The organism is Blautia sp. MSK.18.38, from assembly GCF_024460535.1.
Classification (GTDB): Bacteria; Bacillota; Clostridia; order Lachnospirales; family Lachnospiraceae; genus Blautia_A; species Blautia_A fusiformis.
In genome coordinates this window covers 1-18,396 of record NZ_JANFYP010000010.1, presented here as the reverse complement: position 1 = coordinate 18,396, position 18,396 = coordinate 1, and the positions used below count along the sequence as shown (strand labels likewise).

19 protein-coding genes and 4 pseudogenes are annotated in these 18,396 nt (G+C 39.9%); 5 read left to right on the top strand and 18 right to left on the bottom strand.

The genetic code is table 11. The features are described 5' to 3' along the window. Nucleotides 1-11: 11 nt before the first annotated feature. Together tnpA and NE638_RS18215 are read right to left on the bottom strand one after the other, a co-directional pair. A pseudogene (gene tnpA / locus NE638_RS07870) lies at nucleotides 12-508 on the bottom strand (IS200/IS605 family transposase). 57 nt (nucleotides 509-565) lie between these two features. Continuing rightward, nucleotides 566-709 (bottom strand): annotated as a pseudogene (locus NE638_RS18215) (replication initiator protein A); the annotation flags it as partial. Between the two features lie 817 nt (nucleotides 710-1,526). On the opposite strand from NE638_RS18215, the gene NE638_RS07860 reads away from it, so the two are divergent. After that, nucleotides 1,527-2,864, top strand: a complete 1,338-nt coding sequence (locus tag NE638_RS07860) for an MATE family efflux transporter (protein WP_118608490.1) — start codon at nucleotides 1,527-1,529, stop codon at nucleotides 2,862-2,864. Here the strand turns inward: NE638_RS07860 and NE638_RS07855 are convergent. Both NE638_RS07855 and NE638_RS07850 read right to left on the bottom strand, forming a co-directional pair. Continuing rightward, nucleotides 2,837-3,760 (bottom strand): helix-turn-helix domain-containing protein, encoded by a 924-nt coding sequence (locus NE638_RS07855; RefSeq protein ID WP_173745991.1) that lies wholly within the window; start codon nucleotides 3,758-3,760, stop codon nucleotides 2,837-2,839. The genes NE638_RS07860 and NE638_RS07855 overlap by 28 nt on opposite strands. A gap of 78 nt (nucleotides 3,761-3,838) precedes the next feature. Continuing rightward, nucleotides 3,839-4,021 carry a hypothetical protein gene (locus tag NE638_RS07850; protein ID WP_092070323.1) on the bottom strand — a complete coding sequence of 61 codons (183 nt, stop codon included), beginning with the start codon at nucleotides 4,019-4,021 and terminating at the stop codon, nucleotides 3,839-3,841. A 222-nt stretch (nucleotides 4,022-4,243) separates the two neighbouring features. Here NE638_RS07850 and NE638_RS07845 point away from each other — a divergent pair, with 222 nt between their 5' ends. After that, nucleotides 4,244-5,392, top strand: coding sequence for an SLC13 family permease (locus NE638_RS07845; protein ID WP_118254229.1), 1,149 nt, complete (start codon nucleotides 4,244-4,246; stop codon nucleotides 5,390-5,392). Nucleotides 5,393-5,618: 226 nt separating this feature from the next. Here NE638_RS07845 and NE638_RS07840 read toward each other — a convergent pair whose 3' ends face one another. The 5 genes from NE638_RS07840 to NE638_RS07820 all read right to left on the bottom strand — a co-directional run bounded on the left by NE638_RS07840 (nucleotide 5,619) and on the right by NE638_RS07820 (nucleotide 9,812). Continuing rightward, on the bottom strand, nucleotides 5,619-5,966 hold the full coding sequence (locus NE638_RS07840) for a nucleotide-binding protein (protein WP_118608487.1): 348 nt from the start codon (nucleotides 5,964-5,966) through the stop codon (nucleotides 5,619-5,621). Between the two features lie 22 nt (nucleotides 5,967-5,988). Next, nucleotides 5,989-6,183 (bottom strand): hypothetical protein, encoded by a 195-nt coding sequence (locus NE638_RS07835; protein WP_118608486.1) that lies wholly within the window; start codon nucleotides 6,181-6,183, stop codon nucleotides 5,989-5,991. Between the two features lie 16 nt (nucleotides 6,184-6,199). Next, entirely contained in the window at nucleotides 6,200-8,017 is a 1,818-nt protein-coding gene (locus NE638_RS07830; RefSeq protein ID WP_118608485.1) for a cobaltochelatase CobT-related protein, read from the bottom strand. Between the two features lie 6 nt (nucleotides 8,018-8,023). Continuing rightward, the gene (locus NE638_RS07825; RefSeq protein WP_173745990.1) at nucleotides 8,024-8,956 is read right to left on the bottom strand and encodes an AAA family ATPase; all 933 of its coding nucleotides are present in this window, start codon (nucleotides 8,954-8,956) and stop codon (nucleotides 8,024-8,026) included. A gap of 85 nt (nucleotides 8,957-9,041) precedes the next feature. After that, complete coding sequence (locus tag NE638_RS07820; protein ID WP_015524503.1) at nucleotides 9,042-9,812, bottom strand: ATP-binding protein; 771 nt, start codon at nucleotides 9,810-9,812, stop codon at nucleotides 9,042-9,044. 168 nt (nucleotides 9,813-9,980) lie between these two features. Between NE638_RS07820 and NE638_RS07815 the strand changes: the two genes are divergently transcribed. Continuing rightward, a complete protein-coding gene (locus NE638_RS07815) occupies nucleotides 9,981-10,628 on the top strand; it encodes a TetR/AcrR family transcriptional regulator (RefSeq protein ID WP_059085498.1) in 648 nt (215 codons plus the stop codon). Here the strand turns inward: NE638_RS07815 and NE638_RS07810 are convergent. Beyond that, nucleotides 10,550-11,176 (bottom strand): DUF3786 domain-containing protein, encoded by a 627-nt coding sequence (locus tag NE638_RS07810; RefSeq protein ID WP_173745989.1) that lies wholly within the window; start codon nucleotides 11,174-11,176, stop codon nucleotides 10,550-10,552. The genes NE638_RS07815 and NE638_RS07810 overlap by 79 nt on opposite strands. A 225-nt stretch (nucleotides 11,177-11,401) precedes the next feature. Between NE638_RS07810 and NE638_RS07805 the strand changes: the two genes are divergently transcribed. Next, a complete protein-coding gene (locus NE638_RS07805) occupies nucleotides 11,402-11,857 on the top strand; it encodes an Rrf2 family transcriptional regulator (protein ID WP_110102406.1) in 456 nt (151 codons plus the stop codon). Nucleotides 11,858-12,093: 236 nt separating this feature from the next. After that, entirely contained in the window at nucleotides 12,094-12,324 is a 231-nt protein-coding gene (locus NE638_RS18420; protein WP_420314204.1) for a helix-turn-helix transcriptional regulator, read from the top strand. 151 nt (nucleotides 12,325-12,475) lie between these two features. Here NE638_RS18420 and NE638_RS07795 read toward each other — a convergent pair whose 3' ends face one another. The 8 genes and pseudogenes from NE638_RS07795 to NE638_RS07765 form a co-directional block, all read right to left on the bottom strand. Continuing rightward, nucleotides 12,476-13,759, bottom strand: a complete 1,284-nt coding sequence (locus NE638_RS07795) for a cytidylate kinase family protein (RefSeq protein ID WP_173745987.1) — start codon at nucleotides 13,757-13,759, stop codon at nucleotides 12,476-12,478. 14 nt (nucleotides 13,760-13,773) lie between these two features. Further along, nucleotides 13,774-14,196: a MarR family winged helix-turn-helix transcriptional regulator gene (locus NE638_RS07790; protein WP_110102401.1), complete on the bottom strand. Its 423-nt coding sequence runs from the start codon at nucleotides 14,194-14,196 to the stop codon at nucleotides 13,774-13,776. A 477-nt stretch (nucleotides 14,197-14,673) separates the two neighbouring features. Further along, a complete protein-coding gene (locus NE638_RS07785; RefSeq protein WP_244094811.1) occupies nucleotides 14,674-14,940 on the bottom strand; it encodes a helix-turn-helix domain-containing protein in 267 nt (88 codons plus the stop codon). Continuing rightward, nucleotides 14,930-15,199, bottom strand: a pseudogene (locus tag NE638_RS18415) (cupin domain-containing protein); the annotation flags it as partial. The pseudogene NE638_RS18415 and the gene NE638_RS07785, both read right to left, overlap by 11 nt. A gap of 123 nt (nucleotides 15,200-15,322) precedes the next feature. Then, nucleotides 15,323-15,637 (bottom strand): annotated as a pseudogene (locus tag NE638_RS18410) (carboxymuconolactone decarboxylase family protein); the annotation flags it as partial. Between the two features lie 26 nt (nucleotides 15,638-15,663). Next, nucleotides 15,664-16,086, bottom strand: coding sequence for a cupin domain-containing protein (locus NE638_RS07775; RefSeq protein WP_006428324.1), 423 nt, complete (start codon nucleotides 16,084-16,086; stop codon nucleotides 15,664-15,666). A gap of 286 nt (nucleotides 16,087-16,372) precedes the next feature. Next, complete coding sequence (locus tag NE638_RS07770; protein WP_015533403.1) at nucleotides 16,373-16,756, bottom strand: DUF6262 family protein; 384 nt, start codon at nucleotides 16,754-16,756, stop codon at nucleotides 16,373-16,375. Further along, nucleotides 16,722-18,239: a tyrosine-type recombinase/integrase gene (locus NE638_RS07765; RefSeq protein ID WP_006428321.1), complete on the bottom strand. Its 1,518-nt coding sequence runs from the start codon at nucleotides 18,237-18,239 to the stop codon at nucleotides 16,722-16,724. The genes NE638_RS07770 and NE638_RS07765 overlap by 35 nt, the downstream gene beginning before the upstream one ends. Nucleotides 18,240-18,396 lie beyond the last annotated feature (157 nt).

The following is an 18,396-nucleotide window of genomic DNA, read 5'->3' as shown; positions in this document are numbered from 1 at the left end:
TCTAAAAGAGGCTATCTTCTAGTATCTTCTCTTTTCGATTCTTCTTTTTGTTGCTGAATGTATTCCTTTACCGCATCTTCTGTGATATTGCCTACTGTTGCGACATAATATCCTCTGCCCAAAAAGCTTTTGACCATCCATTTACACTTTCCGGATATTTATCGTGTATCATTAATGCACTTTTTCCTTTTATGTACCCTACCACATCTGACACTTTTTCGCTTGGCGGAATGCTTAAACACAAATGTACATGATCTGCGCATACTGCACCTTCTACTATTTCTATGTTCCGGTAATCGCACAGTTTTTTTATTATTTCTCTTACATCTGCTTTTAATCTTCCGTACATAATTCGTTTTCTATACTTTGGTATAAACACTATATGATACTGGCATTTATACCTCGTATGTGATAAACTACTACTGTCCACGTTGGACCGCCTCCTATTCTCTTTAGTATTGGCTTGAGACACCTTTACTATTGTATCATAGGAGGCTTTATTATACATTCTACAACGTCACTACTACACTATTCGCCCCAGCATAGCTGGGGGATTAGCTCTTTCATTCATTCTCGATATCCGTGCCCGGTCATACAAAATCATATAAAGAAATTTTGCAGTTTGGGAAATGCGCAGTTTGAGCAAAAACTTCGGAAACTGGAAGTACTGAAGCATCTGCTCTGACTCCTTCATGTATTCATATTTCATTCTTTTCTCGCCTCATTTCTGTTTCTAATTGTTGTAAAAATCATTTTTATGCCGGCTAAAAAATGTTCTTACACTTATACAAAAGATGAAGGGCATAAATACAGCCTCTTGATGAAAAAATTTTTATTTTTTCCTGTCAAAAACACCCTTACATAAAACGAAACGCTGAGAGGCATCTTTACAGCCCCCTGATGAAATTTTTTTATTTTTTCGGTTAATTGAATACTTAAAAACAAAAAAACACTCACCTATTCCAGGTGAATGCCTTATCAAAATTTCCTTATTTTGTTGTCTGTGACGCTTACTCAGATATGCTCGCGTATCTGCTAAAATATAATTGCCAGCAATTATATTTTCACGTGGGTATGGGGACGTAATCCCCATCAAGTCTGCTACTCGTAAGTAATACAAAATTGTCAAAATGACAATACTGTAATACACGGGTGGATCTTGCTCTGGTATTTTCTCCTCATCAAATCGGTTTGTGATATTTGGATGCTACTCTAAAAATATTATGATGTTCACTAATCATTATGAACTCTTGTCTTTTAAGCATATCTTTATTAGATTTATATGTCATTTTATGATAGAATTAATTTTGAAGAGGAGGTATTATTATGGACTATTTATCGGCAGCAAAAATGAGATATTATTCAAAAGATAACTCTGAAAACATCATAAAAAATTTAAACAAGAAACTTTCTGCTAATATTTCAGCATAGTAATGTCATAGAAAAAGTATCATTTCAGTAGTAAAATACTGGCTAAAAGCAGACAGTATTTGGAGAGTACCGTTTAGACATCAGGAGGTAACATAATGGGTAAGAACACGACAAATGATATGACGCAGGGAAACTGCATGCGTTTACTGGTACAGTTTTTTCTGCCGATCCTGGCAGGAAATCTGTTTCAGCAGTTATACAGCTTTGCAGACTCTATGGTGGTGGGAAAAGGAATTGGCGATACGGCACTTGCAGCAGTCGGAAATACCGGTTCCGTACATTTTCTGATCATTGGTTTCGCAATTGGGCTGACAGGAGGATTGGGAATCTGTATTTCTCAGTCTTTTGGAAGTGGCAATTATGAAAAACTTCGTAAGGAGCTGGCAATGTCTGTCTGGATCTGTCTGGCTATTGGGATTTTGATCACAGTGGTAAGTCTGGCCTTCATGCGGCAATTATTTACATTTCTCCATACACCGGAAGATCTGATGACGGAAACACTGCAATATTTCGGAACAATTCTTGCGGGAACCACCATTACAATTTTTAATAATTTTGCCATGACACTTCTGCGTTCCGTCGGAAACAGCCGGGTGCCTCTGGTTGCAATGATAATTTCCGCCATTGCTAATGTTCTGATGGATCTGTTATTCGTTTTTCCGCTGCATATGGGTGTTTTTGGCGCAGCGTTAGCCACTGTTCTGGCACAGGTTCTGTCTGCGCTTTACTGCTGTTACTACATAGGAAGGGAAAAAAATCTGATCCCGAAAAAAACGGACTGGAAACCACAGAGTGTAATCATCAAAAGACTGACATTGAAAGGTCTGCCTGTTGCCGTTATGAATTCTGTCACTGCAGTGGGTGGAATGGTATTGCAGACATTTGTCAACAATATGGGAACAAGCTATGTGGCTGCCTATGCGGCATGCACCAAGATCCTCAGTCTTTTTGAACAGCCGGCAAATACAGTGGGCCTGGCACTTCTTACTTTTGTGGGACAGAATTATGGTGCCGGAAAAAAGGAGCGGATACGTACCGGTATCCGGGAAGGAGTTATCCTGACGATCCTGATAAATATTCCACTGGCTTTGATGTTGCTGTGTATTCCTGAGTTTCTGACTTCTTTCATGTTGAATGATGCGTCGATTATTTCTTACACAAGAGATTTTCTGGCGGTTACAGGCATCTGTCTGTTTCCTCTGGGATGGCTGTTTGTGTTCCGCAACGGGTGTCAGGGCATGGGACATACGTTTGTTCCGATGCTTTCAGGAGTCCTGGAAGTGTCTCTTCGAGTGGTCATGGTAAAGCTGCTGACTCCATATCTGGCTTTTCGTGGTGTTGCTCTGGCAGAAGTATCTGCCTGGATCGGCGCCTGGATCATGTTGATGATCACTTACTGGATCTATCAGGAAAGAACGGATTCTTTTCGGTAAGTCTGAGGAGAACATCCTACCTTGGTGCGAAACTGTCGATTGAAATTTGAAAGGTTATGAAATCCGGTATCGAAAGCAATGTCGGAGATACTGCGATCCGTATTGCGCAGAAGGTCGCATGCTGATCGGATACGTACCTGATTCAGATATTCAATGGCTCCGAGACCGAAATTCTGTTTGAAACAGCTCATAAAGTAACTGCTGCTCATATGAGCGATCTTTGCCAGCTGCTCTATGGTGACAGATTCAGAATGATGTTTCTGTATACAAGTGAGAACAGGCCGAAGTGTTTCGGTCATCCGAGATTCTGTCGAAACCGTGTGTTCGGTGCAGAGTCCCGGTGTCGATGCCAGCAGATAAAATAAGCGAAGCAATTCGCTTTTCAGTAACAGATCAGACGTTGCAAGATTTTTGTGCGCACACTGCATAATAGTCCGGACCGAATCATGGAGTTCATGATACCCCGGGGGGGCCTGAGATACAGGGACCAGAACTCTTCGTCTGGAAGAAAAGATCGGCAGCAGAATATCTGTATAACAACGGTCATCGTAACTTCCCACCAGCGTATTCTGATGAAAAACAATGGTATCATAAAAAAAAGAGCTGTGCTCATCCGACATGATAGCATGAAGGACGTTGGGCTGGATCAGAACGATGTCTCCTGGTTTGGCAGAGATGGTCTGATCCTCGTATTTGAAAAAACCATTTCCAGATTTTATGTAATTTAATTCCATTTCACTGTGCCAGTGCAGCGGTACACTCGTAAAATAATCCGGTATACCGCAGTCATAGTAACTGTATGGAACCTGAATGGATCCGTACTGGCACTTTTCTTTTATCGCATAAAGATTCTGATGACGCAGATACGCAACAAGTTGTTGTATCCTCCAGTGCAATCGTTCAATCCTTTTGCAGAACGGACGAGAAATCCCTTAGAGTTCATCATGTCGAAATCTATGGGGTGGTTCCTGCATTCATGGAATGAAAAATATGCATACTTTTTTTGTTTCGTTGTCCTTAAAATATCCGCACATATCGTAATGCCCCGTCTCAAAAGTAATAAGCCTTAATCCATATTTTGCGGCATTAATTTTCATGCTCTTTTTCATGTCATTTGCAAAATCTATAAATTCCTTGGAATTTTTTCCCATAGTCATCTTTTATTGTTTTTCCCTGATATTTTCTGTATAGTTCTTCCAAAACGTTTTCCTTTCATATTCTGAACTTTTGAAATGATGTCGCCATTGATAACATTTTTATTATACAGGAATGAGGCGGTAATCGCAAACACAATCCACAATACAAAATGATATTCTTTTTTTCTGGATGTTTCTGTGATATACTTATACGCGATCGTATCAGACCGGAAAGGAAATATTATGTTACAAAAATTATATGTTTTTTTCAGGAAAGAAACCGTTTTGTCAATTGCAGTGATCCTGGCGCTTCTTTCTATGTTCTGGGTCAGACCGGATAAGGCTTATTTTACTTATATCGATTTCAGGACTCTCGGGCTCCTATTCTGTTTGATGGCAATTGTAGCTGGTTTGAAGGCTGTTGGTGTTTTTGATATACTTGCCAAAAAATTGCTTATGGGAACATCGGGAACTGTGGGTGTGATCAGGCTGTTGGTACTCTTATGTTTCTTCCTGTCAATGGTGATCACCAATGATGTGGCATTGATTACTTTTGTTCCTCTTGCACTGATCATTGTGCATAAACTGCCAAAGGAACTGGGCAATTACTGGCTTCTTAAAATAGTAGCCATGCAGACAATCGCTGCTAATCTCGGAAGCATGCTCACACCAATCGGAAATCCGCAGAACCTTTATCTATATGCCAGAGCAGGGATGTCCGCGGCAGAATTAATAACCCTGATGCTTCCCTATTCCGCCACAGCACTTATCCTTCTTCTGATATGGATACAGGTAGCCGCTGCCAAAGCACCTCACGTATGCGGTTCCGAAAAAGATAAAACTCTTTTGGGATTCTCTGACAGAAAAGAACTTAACATGGAATACCTGGCCGCTTACCTGATCTTATTTACAATCTGCCTGCTCACTGTTGCACGTATCATTCCATACCAGATTCCTCTTGTATTGGTTCTTATATATATGCTGCTAAGAAACAGGGAAAATATAAGCAGGGTGGATTACTCCCTGCTTGCCACCTTTATCGCATTATTTATTTTTATCGGCAATCTTGGAAGGATTCCGCAATTCAGCAGTTTTCTGGAAAGAATCATGGCAGGAAGGGAAACACTTACTGCTGTTCTTGCCAGTCAGATTATGAGCAATGTTCCCGCTGCGCTTCTTTTATCCGGCTTTACAGATAATTACCGGGCTTTAATTGTCGGAACCAATATTGGAGGTCTCGGCACTCTGATTGCATCCATGGCAAGCCTGATAAGTTTCAAATATATTGCAAAAGAAAACAGGAATCTGAGAGGGAAGTATTTGGGAATATTCACAGCCTCCAATATTATATTCATGATATTCATGTTAATATTGTATTTTTTTCTTAGATAAAGGTTTTCCCGGAATTACAAAAGCTATAGCAATTCTTTCTTCGCAAAAAATTCTCCGCGGCACTCTCACATCCTGGAAGAAAAGCCGCGGAGAAATAAATATATTTTCGGTGCCAATACAAAGATCATTAATCTTTACACCACTTTACAACTTTTTCATAAAAAAATATCGTACAGGGCTTTCTGATGTATAATGAGTTTGCTCCAACAGCAGATATTTTGTTTTTTTAACTTGTACTAAATCTTGACATAGGACCAGTTCCCAGAACCAGAAGTCGAACACCATTATTTTCTTTTCCGTAAATTTCAGGAATATCATCCACTTTTGGATTGACTTTATAAAAAGTATTACTTTTATCTGCACCTGTTCTCTCCTCAATCAACCTTCTCATTTTACTGATAGGCGTAATACTCTCCAGTTCTTCCTCTGAAAAACCCAGTGCAAGTCCAAGATTTGCATCTGGATCCACCTCTACAGCAAATACTTTTTTCCCTTCTTCTGCATACAGCCGTGCTAATACTGCAGATATCGTGGTTTTCCCTACTCCGCCTTTTCCAGTTACAGCAATTTTCATCTGTTATCTCCTCAAATGCTTCTTACTCCACTTCCTCCAGTTCTGTTCCTTCTGGAAGAATATATCCGCAGTTATCACATACTCCATCCTCTGCAAGTATCCCGTCTTTCACAAAGGCTTCAATGCCTCCCGGTTCATGACAGCGTGGACAATCTAATTCCCGTATCTTTTTCTGATTTCTTACATCCTGGCAATTGGAAAATCCAATTTTACCCATAGTGATTCCTCCATTTTCATTCCATATCAATTTGTCTTCGCAAAAAAGTTCCTACCATACGGGAAAAATTGCTGATATTACGAATATAGGCAAAGTCTTTTCCATAGATTCTCTTTTCCACGGAGAGCTCTTCTTCATTCCCTACAAAAATACCAATTACGAAAATTCCCTGATTTCTGGCACGACGCACCTCATATGCAGTATCTTTCACAGCTCCTTCTCCGTCATAGATCTTGGGCTGGCGGGTTCCTGGTCGTTGTATGCTCATATCACAGGGTTTTCCATCACTTAATACGATTAAAATCTTATTTTTTTCCGGTCGCTCCATGAGAGAGGAACAAACGGTTTTCAGGGCAAGCCCATCTCTGTTATTGGCATATGCCCGAAATTGAAAGATTCTTTCATTTGTTTCCCTTGGATCTTCATAATCCCGAAATCTCTGAAGTACTGTATATCCCCAGAAAGCACAGTATCCTGTCACCCGATGAGGAATTCCTGCCTGGCTTAATGCTTCACTGATAATATATCCCTGCGCCGCTACCTGAGCCTGTCTGCCAGCTTGGGAACCACTGGAATCAATCAAGACATCTATTACAAACTCAGAATCTTCTGCTCTCTTTTTTCTATTAAATAACTTGTCATCATCTGTTCTTCCAATTTTCCATAACCTTTCAGGAACAAGCTGCCCTGCATCAGATCTGCTGACAAAATCATCCTTTCGGATTATAAATGCCCGTTTCAGTGACTCTGCCAACTCAGAAATATTTCTTTTGATGATCCAGTGATTATTTCCATAATAGGCTTTATTTTTTTCAAACTGCAGCTGTGAAAAACGGTATTGATTATTTTTTATCACAGGGTTCTGTAAAATTCCATCTGTAAGATACAGGATACAGTTTTTGTGGATTCCTGTACAAAATTTACGGTTGACTCTGGCCTGCTCCGATTCACTTAGATACGATTTTCCGTAATTCAGTTCCACATATTCCCGTATCCGTCGCACTGCCTGTGGATTTATATTCTCCGAGCTTTCCGGAACTTCTTCATTTTCCGGCGAGAAATAAAATCTTTTTTTCTTTTTGTTTCTGATATCCAGACTCATCATCTTTTTTTTGAGATTAGAAAGATATTTTTGAATGATGTCTTCCATCTGTTCATCCGTCATGCATTCCTGCCACGCGTCATTGGCCAATGCCATATCCGGTAAATTCAGAATCTTCTCCAGATTTCCATTCCTTTTTTCAAAAGAGGGATCCAGAACATGATTATAAATCTCATCTATCACGTTTATGACCTCTTCCGTATTTTCCGCATCCTTCAAAGAAAGAATCTTGTACAATGCAATCTCTGCCTGTGGATCCATTCCCTCATCGTTTGTGTTCTCCAGAACATGCCTTATATACAGAAGCCTAATCCTGTGAATCAGGTCTGTTCCAGCTTTGTCTGATACCTGCTCTTCCTCGGCCTTTTCCAATTCTCTGAACGCCTGTTCTCTGATTTCCTTTGTTCCCAAACGTTCTCGAATGATAAAACGATTCACTGCAGCATCCATGCATAATCCGGCAAGAGGCAAAAGCATATCTTCTCCAGCAGAAAAATGTAATTTTTTCATCAAATACATGCCAAGTTTCTTCTGATCAAAATATCGTGCAAAGGCACCCTGCTTCACTGCCTCATACAGAACCGTTTGTTTTGAATAAACATATTTTTCTGTATCCGGTTCAAATTCCATATCATAATCACCACTGACTGTCCAAAAAAGATTTCTGATACGATTACTGATCTCCAGACGATGTTCTTCCAGTTGTTCCGCCGGCCATCTGACATCCTCCATACAAGCTTACCCCCATATATCTTTTCCGGTCCAGGAAGATGGGATTCTGGTAGAAACCACATCTTCTACGATCTCTTTTTCAAATACATCAAAACTTTTATTTATAATCCCCATCTGGATTGCATCAATTGGAGAAAGTCCGCTTCTTGTTGCTTTTACAGCAGAAACCAATCCTCTCAGGTCAAGAGATTTTGTTGAGATTTCTCCATGATAAGCTTTGATCTGCAAATCCAGAAACAGTCCTGCAAATGCTTTCAGTGCACTTTTTTTCCCATCTGGAAAATGTTGTCTTAATACAAAAAGGACACTATCCTCATCCATTTCAGGCATATCAATTACCATAAACCTTGAAACCAATGCTTCATTTAGCTCTCTGGTACCTACGTAACCATAATTCATCGTGCCGATAAATCGTGTTGCCGGATGAAGTAAAATTCTGTTATATCCTGGAATATCGATTCTGCGCCGATGATCCAGTGTGGCATGCAATACAGAAACCGCATCATTTTTTGCCATATTGATTTCGTCCAGGATTCCAAATCCTCCAAATTCCGCGCATTGGTAGATGGGGCCTTTCCGAAGGCGAACCTCATTATTTATAAAGGTATCCGTTCCGATCAGATCGGCACTGTCTGTATTTACATGAAAAGAGATGTCGTATTCCGGTCTTCCGAATATCCATGCCAGTGTCTCGCATAGTACATTTTTTCCTGTAGCTTTCGCACCGGAAAGTAACAGGTTATCTCCCTGAAGAAGCGCTGCTATTGACATTTCCAGAATCTTTTTCCCATAAAATAGGATATCCGGTTTTTCTACCCGTTCCTTTATCTGATCCTTTACCTCATAACGCATGTGAAAATCTCTCAGTTCTCCAATCAGTTCCTGCGCTATCTTCTGGTCTTCTAAATATTTTTCTATTTCTGTCCAATGATTTCTCATGAGGATTTTCCTTTCTTTGCAATTGGTTATACCAAATCAGATAATATTTCTGTTTACTCAATCTTCAAACTTTCAATCCTCCAGCTCACAATCCTAACTTCTTTACAATTTCTCCCAGTGCACTTCTTACAGGAGAATCTTTCGGAAGCCGTATGATCGGCTTTCCATCACAGTCATACTGATATACCTGGTCATCATGTGGTACAACCCCTAACAGTTCCAGTCCCTGATTTCGGATTTCTTCCAGAGTTCCGGCATCCAGTTTTCCATCTGGAACACGATTCACGATCAATCCGGTTTTCTGTGGTTTAAAGTTTAACTCCTTCATCAGCTTTGCAATACGTCCGGCCGCCTGAACACCTCTTCTGGAACAGTCACTTACAAGAATCGCAACTTCCATCATTGGCAGGATTCCTCTGCTGATATGTTCCATACCTGCTTCGTTATCAACCACAATATATGGATAATGGCTTTGCAGTTTCTGAACCTGGGTCTGCACAAGACCATTTACAAAACAATAGCAGCCCTGTCCCTGGGTTCGCCCCATTACCATCAAATCATAATCATCTTCTTCTGCAATTGCATCGGAGAGACGCATTTCCAGATAAGCCTGTTTTGTTATTCCTGTCGGAATCTGATACCGTGGATCAACTCCTGCACGTTCAATCTCTTCTCTCAGTTCTCCGAGTGTAATCTCCGGTTCAACACCGAGCACTTCATTCAAATTCGCATTTGCATCTGCATCTACAGCTAAAACCGGATGTTTTCCATTTTCACATAAATATTGAATCAACAATCCACAAAGGGTTGTTTTCCCTACACCGCCTTTTCCTGATACGGCAATTACATGTCCCATGTTTTTCCTCCTAAAATTCTGAACAATCTGTTGACTTTTTCTTTAAATCTCATTATAGTTGTTACTATATAAATTACAATAATCAATCTGTGAGATTTGTATGGCTACTCAACACATCAGAAAAATTGTTGAGGAATCATATGATACCAAATAATACAGGAGTATATAATGTCAGAAAAAACGAGAAAACAAGATCGCCGTACCCGCTATACCAGGCAAACCATAAAAGATACGTTCTTAGAATTGTTAAAGCAGAAGAGTTTTACGAAAATTACAGTTACAGAGATCTGCAAAAATGCTGAAATCAACCGTGGCACTTTTTATCTTCATTACTACGATATCCATGATGTATTATCAGATATTTTTAATGATATGACTCAGGATATGTTAACAACTGTAGATCATTTATTCTGTCTAAATCAAAAAAGCTGTTCCTATCCGTTCTGTCAGAAAATACAGATGGAATCACAATACAGGGCACTGTTTCTGGATGATGCAATTGCCCCCATTCTTCTGGAAAAATTAGCAGAAAATACAAAAGAAGGCTATGTGACCTGGCTTATGTCACACAGCCTCCTGACCTTTGAGCAGGCAGAATCGGTTTTTTATTTTCAAATGAATGGCTGCCTTTCCATCAACAGACTGATGCTACGCAATCACTGTAATGACTGGAAACAGATTCAGACAACAATTGACAAATTTATCAAAGCCGGACTGGAAAGTTTTCTGATCCATGATCAGAGGGAAGAAAATGCTTCCGATAATTTTTGCAGCAAAATTTCTCCAACTGTTACCGCATCTTCTACACTCAGATAATGATCGGCATGATCCTGAAGAAATATTTTGCCAGATGCAGGAAATTCTTCATCTGCAAACCATATCTTTAAAGTTACCGGATATCTTGGCAGAACTGGAAAAACAGCACACAGATCCGCCGTTGTCTCTGTGAATTCTGCACCCAGGCTTTTACATGCTTTTTTAATTTTTTCAGGATCTTTGCCCTGTAAGAGTTTTTCCAGTTTCTGCTCTGCTGTCCGGTCAAACTTGGTTCCACGTATCAATCCATCTTTCAGGTTACCAAAAGTAATGAGCTTCTGTGAGCCTTCTGTGCCATCGGCCATATCCAGATAATGCAGCAATGTCAGATAATGCCATTCGTCCATGTTTGAGTTAATACGAAACTCAGGGAGTTGAATTTCAATCGTTTCATAAAAACTCAGTACTTCAAGCACATTTCGACTGCTATGAAAAACAGCCCCACTTTTTGCAGCAAGATCCTCTCCGGAACGATTTTGCAACCGTTTTACTGCTGCCTGCAACATTTCCTGAAATGCACGATTTTCTGTTTGATTTTTGTATTCCATAAGCTCTCCTTTGCCGTAAGTTTCATTACTGTGTTGACTTTTCCTTTAAATTTCATTATAGTTGTAATTATATTATTTACAATCATCAAAATAATAAATATGCACAGTTTCTCAACACATTGAAAAGAACTGTTGAGAACTTGAAATGTTTTAGACAAACCAGAAATATTTTTGTCTCAAAAATGTGAAAAAATTATTATATCATACTATAAGGAGTTTCTTATCATGAAATATTCAACAAAATTAAGCGATACTGTTCATGTGATGGTTCTGATTGCTATCAACCAGGAAAAATCTCTCTCCAGTGCCTCAATTGCAGAAAGTGTCCATACAAATCCCGGCTTTGTACGCCAGCTTATGTTAAAACTAAAAAAAGCCGGACTTATGACCAGTGTAGCCGGACATGCCCGTCCTTCTCTTTCAAAACCAGCAGATCAGATTACATTGCTGGATATTTATAAAGCAGTTGAAGGTGAGAAGCCGCTGCTCCATTTAGATACTCATACCAACCCTGATTGCGGCGTTGGCATTAATATTCAGTTATCTTTACAGGAATTCTATAATGAAATCCAAAAAACTGCTGAAGAAAAAATGAATATGATTACTTTACAGGATATCATAGATACCTATTATCAGCGAACATCAATCCTCAATATCTCCCCGGTTAGCCATCACGGTTAAATTTTCATCCCGATTTACGGAAAATATTCCTACTACATCCGGTTCACCTTCTTTATGACCGGATTCAGGTTTCCCATAAATACTTCCTGCACAGCCGGATCAGGATTATCAAATCCTGCATCTATGGCTATCTGCATTTCTCTGCGTACCTCTTCTGGTGTTGTGTTGTACTTTTCTGCAATCTTTTCATTTATTATGAGTGTAGACATGCACAGTTTACGCTTTCATCTCGGTAATTGAATTGCCGAGGATTCCTGCTTTTTATCCTAAAAAATTATATGGGACAGACTTTTTCTTCTCTTATCCAGAATATCCGTCTGTCCAGAGCGGCGGAAATATTAAAGCAGCCTGATCGTTCTATTACTACTGTCATGGAAGAGATCGGTTATTCCAACATTACGCATTTTTATAAAATTTTTGAGAAAAAGTTCCATATGACACCAGCGGAATACCGAAATACTTTATAAGTCCTATATGTGTCTTATCTGTATACAGTAGAAAAGAAAAAGCCTTATAATATTACTGCAAATGATATGTCCCTCAAATATGATTTTTAGATTGACTGTTCCTTAAGGGGCTATATCATTTACGACAAATATTATAAGGCTTTATATATTTTTACAGTTTCATAGCACTGCGGATGCAGTTCTCAATATATTCTTCTCCCAAATCTGTATTCAGGCTGAGATCAAAGTTTCCGGCTGCACCCCACATGCGGCGGGTGTAATAACGGTAGTTATCTGCACGGAGTTTTTCATTTTTCTGAACCGTAGCTTTGGCTTCTCCCTCCGAGATATTCTGTCTCTGTGCCACTCTTCTAATTCTGCTCACAAGAGGCGCTGAAAAAAATACTTTCAGACAGTTTCCGGAATTTCTGAGAACGTAATCTGCACAACGGCCTACTATCACGCAGTTGCCTTTTTTCGCAAGATCACGGACAACCTGACATTCTGCCTCGAAAATCTTATCCTTCGGTGCTTCATCCTGCATATCCGCATTCAGATACATCTGATTAACCAGATCATAGATGAGACTGTTTGTCATGATCTCTTCGTTTTTCTTGATGAATTCCGGTGTGTATCCGGTGGTTCCTGCTGTCATCTGGATAATCTCCGCATCATAAAAATCATATCCCAACTTTTCTGCAAGAATCTTGCCAATATCGTGGCCGCCACTTCCAAACTGTCTTCCAATGGCGATAACATTTTTTCCATAGGTTCCTGCTGTCTGTTCTTTTGCTTCGTTCTCGTTTTCTGCAGATACGCTTTCCGGGAAAATCATATCTTTCAGGAATACAAGTTTCTTACCGATGAGTCTGGCGATAAAGCCTACCAGAAGGGCAGCAATAACGGTACCTTCTCTTACACCAGCCAGTCTTCCTGCAAATACGAAAGAAAGTACAGCAGCGATCACTGACATGGATACATCAAAACAGATCTTGGTTGTTCCGAAATTTGTTTTCCATGTAAGAACAATAGCACGGACAAAAGATTCTCCCGGAAGCATGACAACGTCTGCCAAGACCTCCATATATACACCTACGCCAAGAATCAGACATCCGATGAGAAGATATACAATCTTCATGATGTACGCTTCCGGATTGACCCAGGAAAAAAGAATCATGGTAAGATCAATAAAATATCCAAATATGATGGATACCGGAATCTGAAGGATGTGCTCCAATTTAAAGTTCTTTCTCAGGATGATCAACTGCAGTACGATCAGAAAGATACTGAAAAAGATGGTAAAATTTCCAAGTGTAAATGGAAAATTAAGACTTAATACGTAAGGAATTGATGAAATCGGGGATGTTCCTAGGTTTGCCTTTGTGATCAGACTGACTCCCAGGGAGTTTACAAACAATCCCACCAGAAATATTAAATATCGTTTTAGTTTCTCCATTTTTTATTTCCTCCTCATTTCATATCTGCAAGATTTCGATAGATCCGGCAAAAAATATCCATAAACAACTTCTGCTCTTCTTCGGAAATACCATTTAATGCAGTTTTTTCTATTTTCTTAAAAGCCTCCTCCACAAGCTTCTGATTTTTCTTTCCGGATTCTGTCATAAAAATATGAAAAGTACGACGGTTTCCATTGAGCATTTTTCTTTCGATCAGACCTTTTTCTTCCATACGGTTCAAAATGGACGTTAAAGATCCTGCCTCGATGAGGCATCCTGCCGCAATCTCTTTCTGGCTGGCACCATCGCGATCTTTCAGGTAATCCAATACTTTGGGCTGTCCCAAGGTAAGGCCTGTGTCTGCCAGCTGTTCCATTAGTTTTTTCTGGACAGTCATATGGTTTATCATAGACAGGTAGTGAAATGAATCATCCATTTATTATTTAGCTCCTTCTTTTATCATATAAATAGTTATAATTCAAACATTTGGAATTATAACTATATTTGTGGTGTATGTCAATAACTTTTTTAGTATATTGGAATCTTGTACAATGTATTACCCTCTTGAGAATATATAGTCAGTGTCTTTGTTTCAGGGTAATACCATGATATTAGCTCAGATTAAATCGTAATTGATACCTCATCAGCATTTTTCTTTTTTATTATTGTAAAATATTTTTTTACATTTTAGCGCTATTTTCCTCTTCTATTTGTTTGCAAAAAAAGCCATAAGATTTTCTTTTCAAAATCTTACAGCTCTTCTATCATGTTGCATCCCAAACATCATCTATACTTACATGTAATCCTGAGCGAGAGACACCTAAAAATTTCAACATCCCGGAGACGGAAACCCGGCGTCCAGCCTTTTTGGCAGCTTCCGTCTTCTCAGACACTTCAAGATAAATGACTTCCGTCATTTTCCCAGAATGTTGATTGCTTTTTTTAACACATCAAGTGCATCTTGGGCATCACGTAATTCACGTCTGAGACGGGCAATTTCCTTCTGCTCATCAGATGCATAATTACCAGAACCACGAACAGGAATATCACCTGATTCCCGGAAGTCTTTCAGCCATTTTGTTAATGTGCTGTATCCGATGCCAAGATTTTCTGCACATCCACGTACTCCGAGATCTTTGTGATCCTGATAGTACTGGACTGCATCAAGTTTATTTTCCATATATCTCATCCGTTACTGTTTCACACCATTCGGATGATGTTTTTTCTCCCGGTACTTCAATTGCCAGATGTGAAAACCATTCATCTGGTGCTGCTCCATGCCAGTGTTTTACTTCTGCCGGAATATTGACACAATCTCCAGGTTTCATTTCTACTGCTTCTTTTCCTTCTTCCTGATAGTATCCACGTCCTGCAATGCAGATAAGAATCTGTCCGCCTCCGCTTTTTGCATGATGAATATGCCAGTTATTCCTGCAATAAACTGGACTCCCTATTCGCAATCCCTTGTAGTTACTGGCTTTAACGGCATACACGTCTGTGCTTTGTGCGAACTTTTCGTGACGAGCAGTTTTGCCAGGTTATTCCTCTGTTTCGTCCTCGTTCCAAACCTCTTTTGCAAGGTTGAACACTGCCCAGCCTTTTGGCCAGCCTGCATAGAATGCTACGTGGGTGATAATCGCTGCGATTTCTTTCTGCGTTACCCCATGATCCTTGGCATTCTGTAAATGGAATTTCAAAGAGGAATCTGTGATTCCCTGTGCCATCAGTGCTACGACTGTGATGATACTTCTTGTTTTTAAATCAATATCTTCGTTATTCCAGTTCTCTCCGAACAGAACGTCATCGTTAAAATGTGCAAACTCCGGGGCAAATGTTCCCAGAGCATTTCTTCCCGCTGTCTGTGTGATCTTTGCCATGATACTAAACCTCCGTCTTTCTTGCTTTATGGTAATTTGTTATACTCTTCTTCCGGTAAAAACTCAAGCCATTCATTGGAAGCACCCTCTGCCGGAACTTCAACAGCCAGATGCTGGAACCAGCTGTCTTTCGCTGCTCCATGCCAATGTTTTACTTCTGGTGGAATATTTACTACATCTCCGGCTTTCAGCTCACGAGCCGGCTTTCCTTCTTCCTGGTACCATCCTCTTCCACCAGTAACCATAAGGATCTGTCCACCTTTATGATGGATGTGATATGCATTGATGGTTCCAGGAGCGAAAGTAACGAGACCAACTGGTACTCTCTCTGTTGTAAGCATATTCAGATAGCACTCACCTGTAAAATATTTTGCAAATACTACATTTTCTTCACCGATTGGAAATACGTTACCTCCACCTAAGTCTTTTTTCATCTGTTCAATATCCATAAAAAATTCCTCCTTGCTCTTTTTCTTTTATGGTACAACCTGAAGTAAACTCCAGGTCAATAGACTTTGCAGCTTTTTACATAAAGTTCATAATTTTCCTGTGGCAGTTTGCTTTTCAGGTACGCTCTATTTCTTATCGGCTCCATCATACACCCATATTACTTTCTATGTCCAATACCCATTATCATGGGTTGCTTAATGCCTTTTAAGCATAATCTGTTTCTATATCACAATGCAAAACAGATCTGCTGTATTCTGGCAGACCTACTTTGCATTATGATATAGCTTAAATCTGTTTGATAAGATTCAACTCTTTCTTGGATAGTGCTTTTTTTAACTTCTGGTTTTCCTTTATTAGATTCTCATTTTCGCTTTTCAGTTTCTGTAGCTGTTGCCGGAGCAGATTCATTTCCGCTTCCATCGCCTGACTGATAATGTTTCTCCTTGGATCCACCATACCAGCCTGCTGTTCCATTGCTGCATCAATCTCACCTCTTACAATCGGATTCTTGTAAAAGAATCCTCTAGATAAACCAGTCTTTTGCATCAGTGCTGGTACGGACACCTTTTCTCTCTCCAACACCATTGTCCGTATTGTCAGGACTGCCCGTTCCACTTTTTCTTCGCTCTTTCTTTTATTCAATTCCAGCATCTTGTCGTATTTGCTCATATTCTTCTCCCCATCCGTCCAGACTTGCCAGTATAATCTGTGACATAAAATTTCTAACTTCTCTTGTTTCATCTGCCATCCGCTGATTGCTCATTTTTCGGTAATATTGGACACTTCGTACTCCCTTATGTCCCAGGAGCTTCGCTATCGTCCAGTCATCCACATGGAGTTCCGTTAATTTTACCCCATAGCAGTGCCGGAACATATGCGTTCCAAATCCGAATAAGTTTCCGCTGTCATCCCGGATATCTTTTTCATAGATCATTCGAAGCACTTTATCCTGCAAGGTTTGGTAACTGATTGGTCTCTCCGGTTTGTTCTCGTCCGCAAAGATATAAATGCTTTCAGGATAATGCTCATTTGCATAACTGACTGCCTTTCCAATCAGCTGTGCCAGCTCCCGGCTGATCGGTTTTTCATATCTTCTTGTTTTCGGCTGGTATATGATAATCATATCCTGACGGTCATGTTTATAAAGGCAGTCTTTCCGCAAGGTCAGCGTGTCGGAAATTCTGGTTCCAAGCATCTGGTGGATGATCATTGCCCTTGCTATCTGCTCTTCCATTTTTACAATCTGGGCATTCAGTCTTTTCAGCTCACTGTCCGAATAAGATTTGAATTCTGCTTTCCGTTCTGGCGGAAAATCAGATTTTAAAAACAGTTTTGTAAGATGTGGAAAATCATAAATTTTTCCGATTGTTTCCAGCACATTTCGAAGCTTTAGCAGGTCATCCCGGATGCCATTCCCTCCGTTTGATTCTACCTTGATGTTGATTAAAAATTGTTCTATGATCTCCCGGTCAATCTCTTCGCAGGTGCTGATCTTGGAATGCTTTTCATCCAAATACTTTGAAAATTTATTCATTGCGGACAGTTCACGTTTTATACTGCCAAGGGCTTCGGTTTTCAGATGATGGTAAATTGCTTTTTTTACTTCTTCCCGAATATCTGGTTGCCGGATTCCTCTGAAATTTAGTGTCTTATGGTTGACAATCGGATTTGTCCGCAGGATAAGCGGAAGCCTTTCCAGATGCCAGATATCCTTTGCCAGCTCATTGGTTTCTGATCGATCCAGTGTAAATTCCAGAAGGCTTTCAAAATACCGGATCAGGGCAGCTTTTTCCACCGATTCAGTCTGAATGTTCGTCACTTTATGCTTCGTCAAAGCCCTACCGTTTTGTATCATCCACATTTTCAACTGCTTTATCCAGAAGTCTTTTTCTCTGTCAAGCAGGCTGTTCTCCTGATGGGATGACTTCTGAAAAAATTCACATAAGCTGTTAAAATAATGCCTTTCCCTTTTTATGGTCAGGATGGATACCTGCGTTCCACGGTAGTAAATGTATTCGACAAATTCTGTCTGAAGCTGGTTTCCCGGCAGTTTATCCAGATCAAAATATTGTTCCTTATTCAGCTTTTCCTTTTGCTCATCGGTAGCCAGCTTATAACATTCCAGTTGTTGGAATTTCAGTTTATTATCCATGCTTCTCTCCTTTCTGCATACAGGCAAGCAGGCTGTTTTCCTCTTCCTCAAAATATGTGTCATTTTGTTTTGCAATCTTTCTTGGCATATAGTCTATATACTGCATCAACTTCTGCAGTTTGTGGATTAACTCCAACGGCTATAAGTTGATAAGTAA